The organism is Streptomyces sp. NPDC060209 (genome assembly GCF_042728155.1).
GTDB lineage: Bacteria > Actinomycetota > Actinomycetes > Streptomycetales > Streptomycetaceae > Streptomyces.
Genome location: NZ_JBHWZS010000179.1, coordinates 1 through 17,567, shown reverse-complemented (window position 1 = coordinate 17,567; position 17,567 = coordinate 1). Strand labels below are relative to the sequence as shown.

9 protein-coding genes are annotated in these 17,567 nt (G+C 72.8%); 3 read left to right on the top strand and 6 right to left on the bottom strand.

The window, feature by feature from the left end; translation table 11 throughout:
• Positions 1-205 precede the first annotated feature (205 nt).
• The 6 genes from ACFWFI_RS28130 to ACFWFI_RS28105 all read right to left on the bottom strand — a co-directional run bounded on the left by ACFWFI_RS28130 (position 206) and on the right by ACFWFI_RS28105 (position 11,247).
• Positions 206-1,024, bottom strand: coding sequence for a hypothetical protein (locus ACFWFI_RS28130; RefSeq protein ID WP_387395297.1), 819 nt, complete (start codon positions 1,022-1,024; stop codon positions 206-208).
• A gap of 112 nt (positions 1,025-1,136) precedes the next feature.
• Complete coding sequence (gene nudC / locus ACFWFI_RS28125) at positions 1,137-2,084, bottom strand: NAD(+) diphosphatase (RefSeq protein WP_387395295.1); 948 nt, start codon at positions 2,082-2,084, stop codon at positions 1,137-1,139.
• A gap of 44 nt (positions 2,085-2,128) precedes the next feature.
• Positions 2,129-3,523, bottom strand: coding sequence for a dipeptidase (locus ACFWFI_RS28120; RefSeq protein WP_387395293.1), 1,395 nt, complete (start codon positions 3,521-3,523; stop codon positions 2,129-2,131).
• A gap of 10 nt (positions 3,524-3,533) precedes the next feature.
• Positions 3,534-7,073 (bottom strand): UvrD-helicase domain-containing protein, encoded by a 3,540-nt coding sequence (locus ACFWFI_RS28115; RefSeq protein ID WP_387395291.1) that lies wholly within the window; start codon positions 7,071-7,073, stop codon positions 3,534-3,536.
• 60 nt (positions 7,074-7,133) lie between these two features.
• Positions 7,134-10,541, bottom strand: a complete 3,408-nt coding sequence (locus tag ACFWFI_RS28110) for an ATP-dependent helicase (protein WP_387395289.1) — start codon at positions 10,539-10,541, stop codon at positions 7,134-7,136.
• 295 nt (positions 10,542-10,836) lie between these two features.
• The gene (locus ACFWFI_RS28105) at positions 10,837-11,247 is read right to left on the bottom strand and encodes an MGMT family protein (RefSeq protein ID WP_387395287.1); all 411 of its coding nucleotides are present in this window, start codon (positions 11,245-11,247) and stop codon (positions 10,837-10,839) included.
• 216 nt (positions 11,248-11,463) lie between these two features.
• Between ACFWFI_RS28105 and ACFWFI_RS28100 the strand changes: the two genes are divergently transcribed.
• The 3 genes from ACFWFI_RS28100 (at position 11,464) to ACFWFI_RS28090 (ending at position 17,540) form a co-directional block, all read left to right on the top strand.
• Positions 11,464-14,232 (top strand): lysylphosphatidylglycerol synthase transmembrane domain-containing protein, encoded by a 2,769-nt coding sequence (locus ACFWFI_RS28100; protein WP_387395285.1) that lies wholly within the window; start codon positions 11,464-11,466, stop codon positions 14,230-14,232.
• 76 nt (positions 14,233-14,308) lie between these two features.
• Positions 14,309-15,907, top strand: coding sequence for an alpha/beta hydrolase (locus ACFWFI_RS28095; RefSeq protein WP_387395283.1), 1,599 nt, complete (start codon positions 14,309-14,311; stop codon positions 15,905-15,907).
• Positions 15,908-15,986: 79 nt separating this feature from the next.
• Positions 15,987-17,540: an alpha/beta hydrolase gene (locus tag ACFWFI_RS28090; RefSeq protein WP_387395281.1), complete on the top strand. Its 1,554-nt coding sequence runs from the start codon at positions 15,987-15,989 to the stop codon at positions 17,538-17,540.
• Positions 17,541-17,567: the final 27 nt, after the last annotated feature.

Genomic DNA, 17,567 nt, shown 5'->3' with positions numbered 1-17,567 from the left:
GGCAGAAGCCCGGGGCCGTCGCCATTCCACGGAGCCGGTCCGTCGCCATTCCACGGAGCCGGTCCGTCGCCCTCCCACGGAGCAGGTCCGTCGCCCTCCCACGGAGCCGGTCCGTCGCCCCGTCCTCCCGCACCGCGGGGAATCGGCGGGCGGGCCGGTCCGGGCAGGTCCGTCCAACAGGCCGCGCAGCCAGGCGGACGCGTCGTCAGCGCTTGCGGGGCTTCCTCCGCCACCAGCTCCGGCTTCGCACCGCTTCCCGGTCAGGTCCCGGCGTGGGCGCTGAAGCCGCCGGCTCAGCGCCCTGCGCCGCCGCCGATTCCCGCACAGCGGTCCTGATGCGGTCGAAGGTCGCTATCCGGTTCTGCTTCTCACCGGTCAGGACGAGCCCGATACAGACCAGCTTGAAACTGTCTCCCCCGAGCTCCGACCCCACGAAGACCGGAGCACCGGCGCATCCCTCGGGCACGGTGGAGTCCCAGCGGACATGGCCGTCGTCCCCGCGTGCCACCTGACCCACGATGACGGCCTGCAGTCTCTCGCCGCCCGTCTCCCCCACGTCGTGGCCCAGGATGTACGCCGTCCGAGGCTCGGCCCCGATCCGGGCGATGTCCTCGTGGTGCGCGGCCAGACCGTCGGTGATCTCGTCCGTCGCCCAGCTCCACCCCTTGCGCTTGCCGTGGGCATGGAGCCCCGCCGTGGGCATAACAGCGACACCCAGGTCACCGAGGACGGTCCACCCGTCGGCGAAGTCCGTCAGGAGGAGCTTCTCCGCGCTCATCACGGGTTCGCACAGCTCGGGTCGCAGCGTCAGCTCGCCCAGGTCGTAGCGCGTCAGCTCCGCCGCCGTCACGAGGTACTGCCTGATGATCTCGGAGTCGGGCGTGGAGTCGACGAGATCGTTGAACCAGAAGGCGGTTCCGTGGTGCCGGTCCGTGTGCGCCTGCTGGAAGGGCAGTGTCGAACGGCCGGCGTTGGCCATGACGGCGTTGATGATCGCGTCGTGGTAGACGCTCGATTCGGGCATAGCCGCGGACTCTACCGAGCCGTGCGGGCGGGCGGGCGGCCAGGATGCCGCCCGCGGGGACCAGCCTGCGGCACCCTTGCTTTTACGGGCCGCAGCGGTCCCGCCCGCACCGTCAGCCGGCGCCGCCCGGCCTCGGGAGCGGCTTGCCGTACCAGAGCTCGATCAGACGCGCCGCGATCGAGACGCCGAACGGGGGCAGCACCTCGCCGGAGTCGAAAGCGGCCGTCAGGTCCTCGCGGGAGAACCAGCGGGCCTCCTCGATCTCCTCGCCGTCCACGTTGATCTCCGAGGACGTGGCGCGCGCCATGAAGCCGAGCATCAGGCTGGACGGGAACGGCCAGGGCTGGCTGGCGATGTACTCGACCTCGCCGACGGTGACGCCCGCCTCCTCGAACACCTCGCGGGCCACGGACTGCTCGATCGACTCCCCGGGCTCGACGAACCCGGCGAGGGTCGAGAACCGGCCCTCGGGCCAGTGCACCTGGCGTCCCAGCAGGGCACGGTCCTGGTCGTCCGTGACCAGCATGATCACGGCGGGGTCGGTCCGCGGGTAGTGCTCCGCCCCGCAGGCCTGGCAGCGGCGGATGTGCCCGGCCGCCGCGATGACTGTGCGCTCGCCGCAGCGTGAGCAGAAGCGGTGCAGCCGCTGCCAGTTCTCCAGGGCCACCGCGTGCACCATCAGACCGGCGTCGCGTGGGCCGAGGAGCATCCCGGCCTCGCGCAGACCGGCGGGCCTTGCGGACTGGTCCATGCGGCCCGGAAGCGAGTCCTTCTGGAGCGCGAAGTAACGGACGCCGTCCTCGTCGGTGCCCAGGAAGTAGCGGTGGGTCTCGGTGACCGGCGCCTCGAAGGCGGGCGTCATGACGAGCTCGGTACCGCCGTCGGGGGTGTCGTCGATGAGCGCCTGACCCCCGGAGACGACGAAGACTCTGGTGCTCGGGTGGCTCCAGGCCGCGGCGAGCCAGGCCTCGTCGAGCCGGTGGTGCGCGGCGCGGTCGATGCCGCTGGGCGCGGTGAGACCGATCGGGCGGTCTGCGGTGGCGTTGTCGAAGGTGCTCACAGGTGCTTCCTACTCCCCCGGGGGTGGATCGGGCGTTCAGAGATTCAGCGGAGTGCGTCGGCCAGCTCGCCCCACAGATGGGCGGTGGTCTCCACGCCCTTGAGGAGGAGGTCGAGCTCGACCTTCTCGTCGGGGCCGTGCCAGCCGTCGGACGGTACGGAGATACCCAGGAAGAGGACGGGTGCGCCGAGCACGTCCTGCAGGTCGGCGGCGGGGCCCGAACCCCCCTCGCGGGTGAAGAGGATCTTCGTCCCGAAGGCCCGTCCCATGGCGCGCGCCACCGCCTGGAGGGCGGGGTGGTCCAGGGGCGTCAGACAGGGGCGGGTGGCGGGGGCGAAGGTGATCCGGTGGCGGACACCCGCCGGGATCCGGGCCTCGGCCCAGGTGCGGACCGCTTCCTGGATCCGTTCCGGGTCCTGGCCGGCGACCAGTCGGAAGCTCAGCTTCACCAGGGCGGACGAGGGGATGACGGTCTTGCTGCCCGCGCCCTGGTAGCCGCCTCCGATGCCGTTGACCTCGGCGGTGGGGCGGGCCCAGACACGCTCGAGGGTGGAGTAGCCGGCCTCACCGGCGGTGGCCCGCGAGGCCGCCGTGCGCAGCCAGGTTTCCTCGTCGAAGGGCAGCTCGGCGAAGAGAGCGCGTTCGGTCTCGGTGAGTTCGGCGACCCCGTCGTAGAAACCGGGGACCGCGACCCTGCCCTCCGTGTCGTGGAGAGCGGCGACCAGGCGCGCGAGCGCGGTCGCGGGGTTGGGGACGGCGCCGCCGAACGACCCGGAGTGGATGTCCTGGCCGGGGCCGTGCAGCTCGATCTCGCATTCCGCGAGACCGCGCATGCCGGTGCAGACGGTGGGGGTGTTCTCGTCCCACATGCCGGTGTCGGAGACGATCACGGCATCGGCCGCGAGGCGGGCGGCCCGCTCCTCGGCCAGCGCGCGGAAGTGCGGCGATCCGGACTCCTCCTCGCCCTCGACCAGGAGCTTGAGGTGGACGGCGGGAGTCGTTCGGCCGGTCGCGGCGAGGTGGGCGCGGACGCCGAGTGTGTGGAAGAACACCTGGCCCTTGTCGTCGGCCGCGCCGCGTCCGTACATCCTGCCGTCGCGGATCACGGGCTCGAACGGGTCGGTGCTCCAGCCGTCCTCGCGTGCCGCGGGCTGCACGTCGTGGTGGCCGTAGACGAGGACGACGGGTGCGTCCGGGTCCTCTGACGGCCACTCGGCGAAGACCGCCGGGGCTCCGGGCGTCTCCCAGATCTCGGTGACCGGGAAGCCGGTCTCCGCCAGCTTGCGGGACAGCCACTCGGCGCTGCGCCGTACGTCCCCGTCGTGCTCCGGCTGAGCGGATACGGACGGGATGCGCAGCCACTCGGCGAGGTCGTCGAGAAAGGCTGTGCGGTGCTGCTCGGTGTACGTACGGACGGCGCTGTCCGGGGTGTCGCTCATGGTTATGAGCCTATCGGCCCTGCGGAGGTGGCTCGTCCAGCAGGAGCTTCTCCAGCTCCTCCCGGCCCGGCAGCCCGGTGGGACGGGACGTCTCCCCGGTACGCACGTAGAGGAAGGTCGCGGTGACCGCTTCCAGCGGCAGCCCGTGCAGTTCTGCCCAGGCCAGCCGGTAGACGGCGAGCTGGAGCGGGTCGGCCGTGCGGTGCCGGGTGGTCTTCCAGTCGACGATCTCGTACGTGTCACCCGTGCGGTAGACCGCGTCGATCCGGCCGCGGATCACCCGGCCCCCGAGCGCGATCTGGAACGGTGTCTCGACGCGGTACGGGGTGCGCCGGGCGTACGCGGTGCGCTCGAAGGCTTCCTTGAGCTCGGCGAGGTCCCGCTCGTCGGCGATCTCCGCGTCGTTCTCGTCGCCCCCGGGGAGTTCGTCCGGTCCCAGCATGGGAAGCGGCAGTTCCTCGAACCGGGACTCCACCCAGGCGTGGAAACGGGTCCCCCGGCGGGCGGCGGGCTGCGGAGGGCGGGGCATTGGGCGGGCGAGCTCCCGCGCGAAACCGTCGGGATCGTCGGCGAGGTGCAGGAGCTGGGTGGCGGAGAGGGTGGCGGGTACGACGACGTCGCGCACGGCCGCACGGGCGCGGCGCAGCTCACCGGCGAGAGCGTCGAGATCACGGTCCCAGGAGGCGAGGGTGCGGGACTCCTCGGGGGTGAGGCCCGCGTCCGCCGGGGCACGGGCGGCCGGGACGTGCGGCGCGGGGGCGGCTCGGTGCGGGAGCGCTCCGGCACCGGTCGGACCCCGCTCACCGCCGGGGGACGGGACGCCGTCCGGGGACGGGACGGGCCCACCGTCCGGGAACGGGTCGTCGTACGGGGCGTCCGCCTCGTCGTACGGCGGCACCTCGTCCTCGTACGGTGGCTCGTCCTCGTAAGGGGGCTCGTCGTCATGGGGCGGCCCGTCGTCGTACGGCGGCTCCTGCGAGTGCCTGGGCTCCCCGGCGGCCGCGGCCTCCTCGTAGACATCCGGCACGGGCGTGGCCGCCAGGGCTTCCAGGTGCGCCAGCACCGTGTCACGGGCGGCCCGGCGGCGGGCCATGGCTGTGTCGTCGAGCGGGAGCGGCCATGCCTGGTCGGCGTCCTTCTCCTGGAGCGCCGGGTTCTCCTCGCCCTCCCCCGGTTCGTCCGCCCAGACCTCGATCTCGCCGTATCCGGCCGCGCAGTGCTCGTACAGCGCGTCCAGGAAGGCGGACGGGCCGCGGGGCTTCTTCTGGGAAGGGCCCCACCAGTGGCCGGAGCCGAGCAGCAGGCTCCGGGGGCGGGTGAAGGTGACGTAGCCGAGGCGGAGTTCCTCGGTGTGCTGATGCCCCTTCATCTCCTCCTTGAATGCCTTGAGGCCCTTGGCGTCGAAGGTGTCGAGGGAGGGAAGCGTGGCCGCGTCGCCGCGCAGGGCGTGCGGGAGGACCTGGGACTGCGAGGTCCACGCGTCCCGGGACTGCGTGCTGGGGAACTGGCCGCCGACGAGGCCGGGGACGGCGACGACATCCCATTCCAGGCCCTTGGACTTGTGGGCGGTGAGCACCTTCACGGTGTTCTCCCCGCCCGGCAGGGCGTTGTCCAGGCCCTTCTCGTACTGCGCGGCGGTGCGAAGAAAGCCGAGGAAGGCGAGCAGGGTCGCCTCCCCGTCCACCGCGGCGAAACCGGCCGCGACGTCCAGGAAGTTGGCGAGGGTCTCCCGACGGCGTGCGGCCAGGGCGTGCGGCGACGCCGAGAGCTCCACTTCCAGGCCGGTGGTCGCCAGGACGCGGTGCAGTACGTCCATGAGGGGGTCGGCCAGCGAGCGGCGGAGGTCGCGGAGCTCGGTGGCGAGGCGGGCGAAGCGGACGCGGGCCTCCGCGGAGAACGGCAGCTGGTCGTCCTCGGACCCGCCGGACTCCAGGAAGGTGTCGAGGGCGTCGGCGAGCGAGATCACCTCGGCGGGGTCGGTGCCCTCGACCGCCTCGGCCAGGCGGTGGTCCGGGTCGGCGTCGTCGTCACCGGCGGCAAAGTGGCGGACGAGCAGCCGGGCGCGGCGCCCCAGGAGTGCGAGGTCGCGCGGTCCGATGCGCCAGCGGGGGCCGGTCAGCAGCCGGACCAGGGAGGCGTTGGCCCCCGGGTCCTGGAGGACCTCGCAGACGGCGACGAGGTCGGCGACCTCGGGGAGGTGCAGCAGTCCCGACAGGCCGACGACCTCGACCGGGATGTCGCGGGCGACCAGGGCGGCCTGGATGCGGGGGAAGTCACCGGCGGTCCGGCACAGGACGGCGATCTCCCCGGGCGCCGTCCCCGTCCGGACGAGGTGGGCGAGCGAGTCGCCGAGCCAGTCGATCTCCTCCGCGTGGGTGTCCAGGAGGGCGCAGCGGACCGTGCCGTCCCTTTCGGCTCCGGGTGCGGGGCGCAGTGCCTCGACTCCCTCGTGCATGGCGCGCAGGGGTTCGGCGAGACCGTTGGCGAGGTGCAGGAGGCGGCCACCGCTGCGGCGGTTCTCGCTGAGGGAGTAGCGGGTGGCAGGGGTTCCGTCGGCGTGCGGGAAGTGGTGCGGGAAGTCGTCGAGGTTGGCCACGGAGGCACCGCGCCAGCCGTAGATCGCCTGGCAGGGGTCGCCGACGGCGGTGACCGCGTGGCCTGCCGTGCCGTCACCGCCTCCCCCGCCGAACAGTGCGGCCAGGAGCAGTCGCTGGGCCACGGAGGTGTCCTGGTACTCGTCGAGCAGGACGACCCGGAATTCGTCGCGCAGGATGGCGCCGACCTCGGGCCGGGTGAGGGCCAGCTCGGCGGAGAGGGCGATCTGGTCGCCGAAGTCGAGGAGGTCCCGGCTGCGCTTGGCCGCCCGGTAGCGCCGGGTCAGCTCGAGGAGCTCGCGGCGGGCCTCGGCCGTCTCGGGGATCTTGCGCAGCTCGGCGTTGCTGAGCCTGGCGGTCTCCAGGGCCTGGAGGAGCCCCGTGTCGTGCTCCAGGAGCTGCTCGGGGCGTACGAGGTGTTCGGCGAGCTCGGCGTCAAGGGCCAGCAGGTCGCTGACCAGGGTGGGGAAGGACCGGGTCAGCGCGGGGTAGGGACCGGGTGCCTCGCGCAGCACCCTGGCCGCGAGCTGGTAGCGGGTGGCGTCGGCGAGGAGGCGGGTGGTGGGTTCCAGGCCGATCCGCAGGCCGTGGTCGGTGAGGAGCCGGCCGGCGAAGGCGTGGTAGGTGGAGATGCTGGGCTCGCCCGGCGGATCGTCCGGGTCGATGGCCTCCGGGTCGGTGACGCCCGCCGCGACCAGGGCCTTGCGGACCCGCTCGGCGAGCTCACCGGCGGCCTTGTTCGTGAAGGTCAGGCCGAGGACCTGCTCCGGGGCGACCTGTCCGGTCCCGACCAGCCACACCACCCGGGCGGCCATCACCGTGGTCTTCCCCGATCCGGCTCCGGCCACGATCACCTGCGGAGCGGGCGGCGCGATGATGCAGGCCGTCTGCTCCGGGGTGAAGGGGATCCCGAGGAGCTCCTTCAGCTGCTCGGGATCGGTGATACGGGAGGACACTCCAGAGAGGCTAACCGGACGCACCGACAACGCCGTGCCACGCGGATTCCACAGGGAAGATCATTCGATGATCTGACGGCCTTCGGGCTGGGCGCTGCACGACGCCTTGAAGGTGCAGTGGGTGCAGTGCTGGCCGGTCGTGGGCGTGAACCGCTCGTCCAGGACTTTTCCCGCCGCCGTGGCCAGCAGGTCGGAGACCCATTCCCCGGAGAGGGGCTCCTGGGCCTGAACCTTGGGCAGGGCGTCACCGCCCTCCTTCTTCGGGGCGGGCTGGCGCAGCTGGACCAGCTCTGCGCCGCCGGGCTCGGGGCGGCGGCCGTCGAAGGCCTCGTCGACGGCGCCTTCCCTGACCGCCAGCTGGTACACGGCGAGCTGGGGGTGGGAGGCCACTTCGTCCTTGGTGGGCGCTCCCTTGCCGGTCTTGAAGTCGACGACGTACGCCCGGCCCTCGGCGTCCTGTTCGACCCGGTCCATGGAGCCCCTGATGCGTACGGCGTACTCACCCGCTTCGAGGGTGACGTCGAAGTCGTGCTCGCTGGCCGTGGGGGTGCGCCCCGCGCGGTCCATGACGTGCCAGCGCAGGAAGCGTTCCAGAGCGGCTCGTGCCTGGTCCTTCTCCTGATGCGATTTCCAGGGGGCATCGAAGACCAGGCCGTCCCATACGGAGTCCAGGCGTTCCATCAGGACGTCCAGGTCGGCGGCCGTACGCCCGGAGGCCACCTCGTCGGCGAGCACGTGGACCACGTTGCCGAAGCCCTGCGCCGCCGTCGCCGGGGCGTCGGCCTTGACCTCTCGGCCCAGGAACCACTGGAGGGCGCAGGTGTTGGCGAGCTGGTCGAGCGCGCTTCCGGAGAGTGCGACGGGCCGGTCCCGGTCACGCAGCGGGACCTCGGAGCGGGTCGGTTCGTTCAGCCCCCACCAGCGGTACGGGTGGGCCGCGGGCACGAGCGGCTGGCCCTCGTCGTCGGTGAGCGCCGCGAGCCGGGCGAGCCGGTGGGCGGCCGCGTCACGCAGGGTCTCCGAGGCGGCGGGATCGACGGTCGTCGCCCGGAGCTCGGCGACGAGCGAGGCCACCGCTAGCGGGCGGCGGGGGCGTCCGGTGACGTCCCGGGGCTCGGTCCCGAGCTCGGTGAGGAAGCGGGAGGGCTGGTCGCCGTCGTCGGCGGGGGCCTTGACCGCGGTGACGATCAGACGTTCACGGGCCCGGGTCGCGGCCACGTAGAACAGGCGGCGCTCCTCGGCCAGGAGCGCCCCCGGGGTGAGCGGTTCGGCCAGGCCGTCCCGACCGATCCGGTCCGCCTCCAGGAGCGAACCCCGGCGGCGCAGGTCCGGCCAGAGCCCCTCCTGCACCTCGGCGACGACCACCACGCGCCACTCGAGGCCCTTGGAGCGGTGGGCGGTCATCAGGCGTACGGCGTCGGGGCGTACGGCGCGCCGGGAAAGGGTGTCGGCGGCGATGTCCTGGGCGTCGACCTCCTCCAGGAAGTTGAGCGCGCCGCGTCCCCCGGTGCGCTCCTCGGCCCGCGCGGCGGTGTCGAAGAGGGCGCATACGGCGTCGAGGTCCCGGTCGGCGTTGCGGCCGCCGGCGCCTCCGCGCAGCGCCGCCCGCTCCAGCCTGCCGGGCCAGGGGGTGCCGTTCCAGAGGGTCCACAGGGCCTCTTCGGCGGTGCCGCCGCCCTCGAGGAGTTCACGGGCCTTGCGCAGGAGCGCACCGAGCCGCTGGGCTCCGCGGGCGTACGCCGGGTCGTGCGTGACGAGGCGTTCGGGCTCGGCGAGTGCCCGGGCCAGCAGGTCCCCGGACGGTGGCGGCACGCGGTTCCCGGCGGCCCGCTCCTCGTCACGCAGGGCCCGGCCGAGGCGGCGCAGATCGGCGGCGTCCATGGAGCCGAGTGGTGAGGTGAGCAGGGCGAGCGCGGTCTCGGTGTCGAGCCGGCCGGGTGCCGCCCCCTCGCTCCCGGCACCGGTCCCGTCCTCCGGGTCGTCCGGGTCCTCCGGGTCCTCCGGGTCCTCCGGTTCCTCGGGGTCCTCGGGCGCGGCGGGGTGGAGCGCCGCCGTGGCGACGGTGCGCAGAGCGGTCAGGAGCGGGGCGACCGCCGGCTCGTGGCGCAGGGGAAGATCGTCGCCGTCGACCTCCAGAGGGACTCCGGCGGAGGTGAGCGCCCGGCGCACGGCGGGGATCGAACGGCCGCCGGCTCGTACGAGGACCGCCATGTCCCTCCAGGGCACGCCCTCTTCGAGGTGCGCGCGCCGGAGCAGATCGGCGATGTTCTCCAGCTCGGTGGAGGGTGTCGGATAGGTGTACGCCTCGACGCGCCCGCCTTCTCGCACGGCGGACAGCGCGCGATGGGCGCGGACCTTGTCCGAGGGCAGGCGGGTGAGCGGCATCCTGCGGGTGAGCAGCCGGGTGGCCTCGAGCAGGTGTGCGCCGGAGCGGCGCGAGGTGGTGAGGACCCCGACGGGAGCGGGCGCGCCGTCGGCACGGCGGAAGGTGTCGGGGAAGTCGAGGATGCCGTTCACATCGGCGCCCCGGAAGGCGTAGATCGACTGGTCGGGGTCGCCGAAGGCGATCAGCGTCCGGCCGCCGCCGGTGCCCGGAGCGGCGCTCCCCCGGTTCCCGGCCAGCGCGTGCAGCAGTCGCACCTGGGCGGGGTCCGTGTCCTGGTACTCGTCGACGAGGACGACGTCGTAGCTCCGGGACAGCGCCTCCGCCACCTCGGGGCGCTCGGCGAGCAGGACCGCTCTGTGGACCAGTTCCGCGTAGTCGAGGACACCCTGGGCGTCGAGGACGTCCAGGTACTCCGCGAGGAACTGGGCCGCGGCGCTCCAGTCCGGGCGGCCTGTGCGGCGGGCGAAGGCGGCCAGCGCGTCCGGGCCGAGGCCCAGCTCGCGGCTGCGGGCCAGCACGGCGCGCACCTCGTCGGCGAAGCCCCGGGTGGTCAGACAGGCCCGCAGCTCGTCGGGCCAGCGGACATGGGACAGCCCGGCCTGTTCGAGGCCGAGCTGGCCGGCCAGGAGTTCGCGGACGGTGACGTCCTGCTCGGGCCCGGAGAGCAGGCGCAGCGGATCGGCGAAGAGGTCGGCGTCCTGGTGGGCACGGACCAGGGCGTAGCAGTACGAATGGAAGGTGGTGGCCTGAGGGCCCCGGGTGCCACCGAGCCGGGCCGCCATCCTGTCGCGGAGTTCGACCGCCGCCTTGCGACTGAAGGTGAGGACGAGGATGCGGGAGGGATCGGTCCCCCGGGCCACGCGCCGGGCGACGGCCTCCACCAGCGTCGTGGTCTTGCCGGTGCCCGGTCCGGCGAGGACCAGCAGCGGGCCGTCCCGGTGGTCAACCACGGCGCGTTGCGGTGCGTCCAGGAGAGGGGGGTCCACGGAACCGGGCGGCGTGCGCACCAGCCGGTACGCGCCCGGGACCCGCCGCCGTGCCTGACGGTGCGGGCTGTTCCGGGTGGTGAAGGAGGAACTCACGTGGATCGCCGGTCCTGAAGGGTGTACTCGGTCTGCGTGGTGGCCGGCCATGGGGTGACGGCCCGGGTGTGACGGCTGCGGGTGAAGGACGGTGCCGGGGCCCGGGGAAGAGGGACCGGTCGTGACGGAACGGATGAGGGAGCGGAGCGTGCCGCGTGTGGACGACGCTACGCCAGCGTGGAGGCGGAAATCAGGCAGTGGGCCGCGTCCCCCGTCACATGTGGACCCCGGCCCGCCGGTGTGTCCCGCTCACCGGCCCGGCGCCGCTCCCGGCGGGGCGCGATGGCGGAAGCTGTCACATGTGAGCTTCGTCGCCCGGACCACCGGTCACGCCGTCCCATCTGGCGCGCTTCATGTCGAGGCGCGGCACGTGCCCGTCCGCGTCGCGCGGGGCCGCGCGCAGCGGTGTGCCCTCCTCGCGGTAGTGGCCGAGCGCCCGCAGCTCATGGCCCGGCAGCAGCACCCCGTCGGCGCGCACCACACGCCACCAGGGCGCCGCGGAGCCGTACAGGGCCATCACCCGGCCGACCTGTCTCGGCCCGCCGTCACCGAGCCACTCCGCGACATCGCCGTACGTCATGACGCGGCCGGGCGGGATCAGGTCCGCCACGTCCAGGACGCGCTCGGCGTAGACGGGCAGCTCGGCCGTCACGGGGTCGGCGGGCGCGGCCCCGGTCCGGCTGCCGCTCGTCCGGTCTTCGCTCATCCGTCCCATCCTGCCGTACGCCACCGACAACCGGCTCTTCCCGGTGTCGTCCTGATCACAGACCGTGCACGCGGGGGCGGAGCAGCGTATGTTGCGCATCGCGCCCGCGCAATGCACCCTGATGCCCCCCTCTGTCTGCAGGCCGTGCCACCATCATGCGGGCGGTGACCGGTGATACGAGAACACGAAGATTCATCAGAGGCTAAGGAGCAGGGCGTGCAGCCACCGAAGGCGGCCGACGCCTCTGACGCCGAGCCGCGCCCGGACGCGCCCGACGCCCCGGACGCGCCGGACGCCCCCGACGCGCCGGAAGCGCCCGACGCCGGGAAGACCCCCGGTCCGTCCCGGGAGCACCTCGCCGGCTCGACCCTCGCGTCGGCCGACGCGGGCCTGACCGACCGTGTCTCGGGTGACGAGCCGCTGCTGCCGGCCCGGGTCCACCGCCCCTCCGATCTGCTGCGGCTCCTCATCGGGGTCCTCGCGATCGCTCTGCTGTTCTCCATCGCCGCCTTCGCCCAGGGGACCACCACCGGCCTCGAGGACGACATCTCCAAGGGCACCGACCAGGCCCCCGACCTGCTGATCAAGCTCGCGGGTCTGGTGTCCAGCATCGCCGTGCTCCTCGTGCCGGTCGCCTTCGCGATCGAGCGCCTGGTGAAACGCGACGGGCTGCGGATCGCGGACGGAGTGCTCGCCGCCGTGCTGGCCCACGGGGTGACCTTGGCAACCGATCTCTGGGTCGCCCGGTCGGCTTCCGGGACGATCCGGGACGCCCTGACCCAGCCCCAGCCCGGGGACGCGCTCACCGATCCCGTGCACGGTTATCTCGCGCCCGTGATCGCCTACATGACGGCCGTCGGGATGGCCCGCAGACCCCGCTGGCGGGTCGTGCTGTGGGTGGTGCTGCTCCTGGACGCCTTCGCGATGCTGGTCGGGGGCTACACCACACCGTTCTCGATCGTCCTCACCGTGCTGATCGGCTGGACCGTGGCGTACGGAACCCTGTACGCGGTCGGCTCGCCGAACGTCCGTCCGACCGGCCAGCACCTGATGGCCGGTCTGCGCCACGTCGGCTTCCGCCCGGTCGCCGCGATGCGCACCGAGGAGACCCCCGACAACATCGACCAGAGCGACCGCGGCCGCCGATATCTGGTGACCTTGGAGGACGGCCCTCCGCTGGACGTCACGGTCGTCGACCGTGAACAGCAGGCACAGGGCTTCTTCTACCGGGTGTGGCGCAGACTCACCCTGCGCAGCATCACCCAGCGCCGCTCCATCCAGTCGCTGCGCCAGGCCCTGGAGCAGGAGGCGCTCCTCGCGTACGCGGCGATCGCCGCCGGGGCCAACGCACCCAAGCTCATCGCCACGTCCGAGCTCGGGCCCGACGCCGTGATGCTCGTTTACGAGCACATCGGCGGACGCTCGCTGGACGCGATGGAGGACGAGGAGATCACCGACGACCTGGTGCAGGGTGCCTGGCGGCAGGTGCGTGCGCTCCAGTCGCGGCGGATCGCGCACCGCAGGCTCACCGGGGACGCGATCCTGGTGGATCGTTCCGGCACGGTGTTCGTCACCGACCTGCGGGGCGGAGAGATCGCGGCCGGTGACCTGATCCTCCGTATGGACGTCGCCCAGCTGCTCACCACCACAGGCCTGAGGGTGGGCGCCGAACGGGCCGTCGCCGGGGCACTCGCCGTGCTCGGGCCCGACGCGGTCGCCGACTGCCTGCCGCTGCTCCAGCCGATCGCGCTGAGCCGCTCCACCCGGGCGACGCTGCGCAGACTGGCCCGGGAGCGTTCGCAGCGCGAGCGCGAGGCGGTACTGGAGGCCTCGCAAGCGGCCAAGCAGGCCAAGGCCGAGGAGCACGACGTCTCGGCGGCCAACGACCGCAAGGCCGTCCGGAAGTCGCAGCGCACGGAGAAGCAGGCCGAGAAGCGGGCGATGGACGATGCCCTGGAAGAGGCCCGCGAGGAGGACATGCTGGCCCAGATCCGCCGCCAGGTGCTGCTGATCAGGCCGCAGGCTCCGGTCGAGCCGGTCCGTCTGGAGCGCATCAAGCCGCGCACGCTCTTCAGTTTCATCGCGGGCTCCATCGCCGCCTACTTCCTGATCTCGCAGGTCACCGAGGCCGACTTCGGCACGGTCGTGGAGCAGGCGGAGTGGGGCTGGGTGGCGGCGGCTCTGGGCTTCTCCGCGCTGAGTTACATCGCCGCGGCCATGAGCCTGCTCGGCTTCGTGCCCGAGCGGGTGGCGTTCGGGAAGACCGTGCTGGCGCAGGTGGCCGGTTCGTTCGTGAAGATCGTGGCCCCGGCGGCGGTCGGCGGTGTGGCGCTGAACACGCGCTTCCTGCAGCGCGCCGGGGTGCGCCCGGGGCTCGCCGTCGCGAGCGTGGGCGCGTCCCAGCTGTTCGGGCTCGGCTGCCACATCCTGCTGCTCGCCCTGTTCGGGTATCTGACCGGCACGGAGAAGACCCCGGACTCGCTCACCCCGTCGAGGACGGTCATCGCGGGCCTGCTCACGGTCGCCGTGCTCGTGCTGGTGGTGACCGCGATCCCGTTCCTGCGGAAGTTCGTCGTCACCCGGGTGCGGTCGCTGTTCGCCGGCGTCGTACCCCGCATGCTCGACGTGGTGCAGCGCCCGCAGAAGCTGGTCACCGGCATCGGCGGCATGCTGCTGCTGACCGGGCTGTTCGTGCTGTGCCTCGACGCGTCGATCCGTGCGTTCAGCGGTCCCGACGTCCCCCAGCTCAGCTACGCCAGCATCGCGGTGGTCTTCCTCGCGGGCAACGCCCTCGGGTCGGCGGCGCCCACCCCGGGCGGTATGGGCGCGGTCGAGGGCGCACTGACCCTGGGTCTGATCGCGGTGGGCCTGCCGAAGGAGGTCGCGGCTCCGGCCGTACTCCTGTACCGCGTGATGACCCTGTGGCTGCCTGTACTCCCCGGCTGGATCTGCTTCAACCAGCTCACCCGCAAGGGCGAGCTCTAGAACACACGCGCGGGGCGCGCCACTCGCATGGACGACGCCCCGCGCGTTACCCCGCGCCCCGCCGCACGATGGGGTCATGAGGACCTCTCCCGCTCTGCGTGCCGCCGCCCTCGCCGCCACCGCCACCGTGCTGCTGCCACTGGCCGCCTGTTCGGACGACGGCGACGACGGAGGTACGGAGAGGTCGACGCCGAAGGCCGCCTCGACGGCGTCCCCCACCGCGACGCCGGCGGACCTGTCCTCCCAGAAGCTCGACTGGAAGCCCTGCCCTGCCCCCAACGAGGCGCAGGGCAGCGGCACGTCCCCCTCGCCGCTGCCGGGCGGGGCGTCCTGGGAGTGCTCGTTCATGGACGTGCCCCTCGACTACGCGGACCCGGAGGGCCGGACCATCGAACTGGCGCTCATCCGCGCCGCCGCCCGGAACCAGGACCGGCGCATCGGTTCGCTGATCTTCAACTTCGGCGGACCGGGCGCCTCCGGTGTCGCCACGCTGCCGTCCTTCGGTACCGCCTACGACACCCTCCGCACCCGCTACGACCTGGTGAGCTTCGACCCGCGCGGGGTCGGCCGCAGCGAGGGCGTCGAGTGCTCGGACGACGCGACACTCGATGTGCGCTACGAGCAGGACGGCACCCCGGACGACGCGGCCGAGGAGAAGGCGTTCGTCAAGGACCAGAAGTCCTACATCGCGGACTGCGAGGAGAACTCCGGGGACGAGCTTCCCTACGTCGGCACCACGAACGCGGCCCGGGACATGGATCTGCTGCGCCAGGTGCTCGGCGACGACAAGCTGTACTACTTCGGGATCTCGTACGGCACCGAACTGGGCGGCGTGTACGCCCACCTGTATCCCAAGAACGTCGGCCGGGCCGTCCTGGACGCGGTCGTCGACCCGACGGAGGACTCCCTGGAGTCCTCGCTCGGCCAGGCCAAGGGTTTCCAGCTCGCCCTGGACAACTTCAGCGCCGACTGCGCCGAGCGCGACGACTGCAAACTCCCCGGGGCCACCGCGCAGGAGGTCCAGGACTGGATCGCCGACCTCCTCGCCCAGCTGGAGAAGAAGCCCGTCCCGGGGCTCGGCGAAAGGAAGCTGACAGAGACCCAGGCCACCACCGGCATCGCGTCGGCCCTCTACTCCAAGGAGACCTGGCCGCTGCTCGAACAGGGCCTCGACGAGGCGGACGGCGACAACGGCGGGCTGCTGCTCGCGCTCGCCGACTCGCTGAACGGCCGCTCCGAGGACGGGCACTACGACAACTCGAACGCCGCCAACGCGGCCATCAACTGCGCGGACTCCAAGCAGCGGTTCACCCTGGAGCAGACCAGGAAGGCGCTCCCCGCATTCCGTGAGGCCTCCCCCGTGTTCGGCGACTACCTGGGCTGGGGCCTGATGGCCTGCACGGGCTGGCCGGTCGCGGGCGCCTGGGACACCCCGGACGTCAGCGCGCCCGGTTCGGCCCCGATCCTGGTCATCGGCAACACCGGGGACCCGGCGACGCCCTACGCCGGGGCGAAGGCGATGGCCGCCGAGCTCGGCAAGGGAGTCGGGATCGAGCTCACGTACAAGGGCGAGGGCCACGGGGCGTACAACGGCGGCAGCACCTGTGTGCAGAGGACCGTGGACGCCTATCTGCTCGAAGGGAAGGTCCCGAAGTCGGGAACGGTCTGCGAGTGACCACTCGTTGGACGGCCGGGCAACGGTGCCGCCCGGACCGCTCCGGGCGCGGCCCACGGACGCGGGGGAGGAAGCGCGCATGCGCGTACGTGCACGGGCCCGCCGAGGCGCGTCGTCGGCCATGGCGGCTCTGCTGGTGACGGCGGTCCTCGCCGGGTGCGACGACGGCCCGGCGCCACCGCAGTCCTCGAAGGGATCGTCGCCGCGGGCGCCGAAGGAACCGTCGGCCTCGTCGGAGGCGCCCGCCGGGTCCCGGCCGCTCGACTGGAGGCGCTGCGACGCCCCGGAGGGCGGCACCGCACCCGGACCCGGCTGGCGGTGCGCCACCCTCGACGTACCGCTGGACCACGCGCAGCCGGACGGGAGGACGATCGGCATCGCGCTGGTCCGCAAGGCGGCCACGAGGAAGAGCGAACGGCTCGGTTCGATGCTCTTCAACTTCGGCGGCCCCGGCGGCTCCGGAGTCGGCACCCTGCCGCGCGCCGCCGCTTCGTACGGAAAGCTCAACACCCGCTACGACCTGGTGGGCTTCGACCCGCGCGGTGTCGCGGCCAGTGCGGGGGTCCGCTGCCGCGACGACGAGGACCAGGAGACGGCCTACCGCGAGGTCGACATGACCCCGGACACGGCGGCGGAGGAGGCCGAGTTCATCGCGGACGGCACGGACTTCGGCGCCGGCTGCGCGCGCATGTCCGGCACCGTGCTCCCCCACGTCGGCACGGCGAACGCCGCCCGGGACATGGACGCGATCCGCCGGGCGCTCGGCGACAGGAAGCTGTCGTACTTCGGCATCTCGTACGGTACGGAGCTCGGCGGGACCTACGCGCACCTCTTCCCCGGGACCGTGGGAAGGGTCGTGCTGGACGCCGTCGTCGACCCGACCGCGGATTCCGTGGGCCACGCCCGCAACCAGACGACGGGCTTCCAGCGGGCCCTGGAGAACTACCTGAAGAACCGCGGCCAGGACCCGGAGGCGGGCACCCGGCGGATAGCGGAGCTGCTGGAACGGATCGACAAGGACCCGCTGCCGACGGCCTCAGGGCGCGAGCTCAACGAATCACTCGCCGTCATCGGGATCGTGACGCCCCTCTACTCCAGGAGCGGCTGGCCCACCCTGACGGCCGCGCTCGACGAGGCGGAGAACGGCAGGGGCGACCGTCTGCTCGCGCTGGCCGACTCGTACAACGGCCGTGACGAGAAAGGGCACTACGACACCCAGAGCCATTCCCAGCGGGCGATCAGCTGCGCCGACGCCAAGGCGCGGCCGACGGCCGACGAGGCCCGGGCGCTGCTCCCCGAATTCCGGAAGCTGTCCCCGGTCTTCGGCCCGTTCCTGGCCTGGGACACGGCCGGCTGGTGCGCGGGGTGGCCGGTCGAAGGGGAGCACGACACCCCGGAGGCCAGCGCCCCCGGCGCCGCTCCGATCCTGGTCATCGGCACGACCGGGGACCCGGCCACCCCGTACGAGGGCGCGCAGCGGATGGCGGACGAACTGGGCGAGGGGGTCGGCGTGATGCTGACCAACAAGGGTGAGGGGCACGGCTCCTACGGCGAGAGCGACTGCGTCACCTCACTGGTCGACGCCTACTTCCTGGACGGGAAGGTCCCGGCGGACGGACGCACCTGCTCCTGACAGCCGGGCACGCGAAGGGGCCGGCTC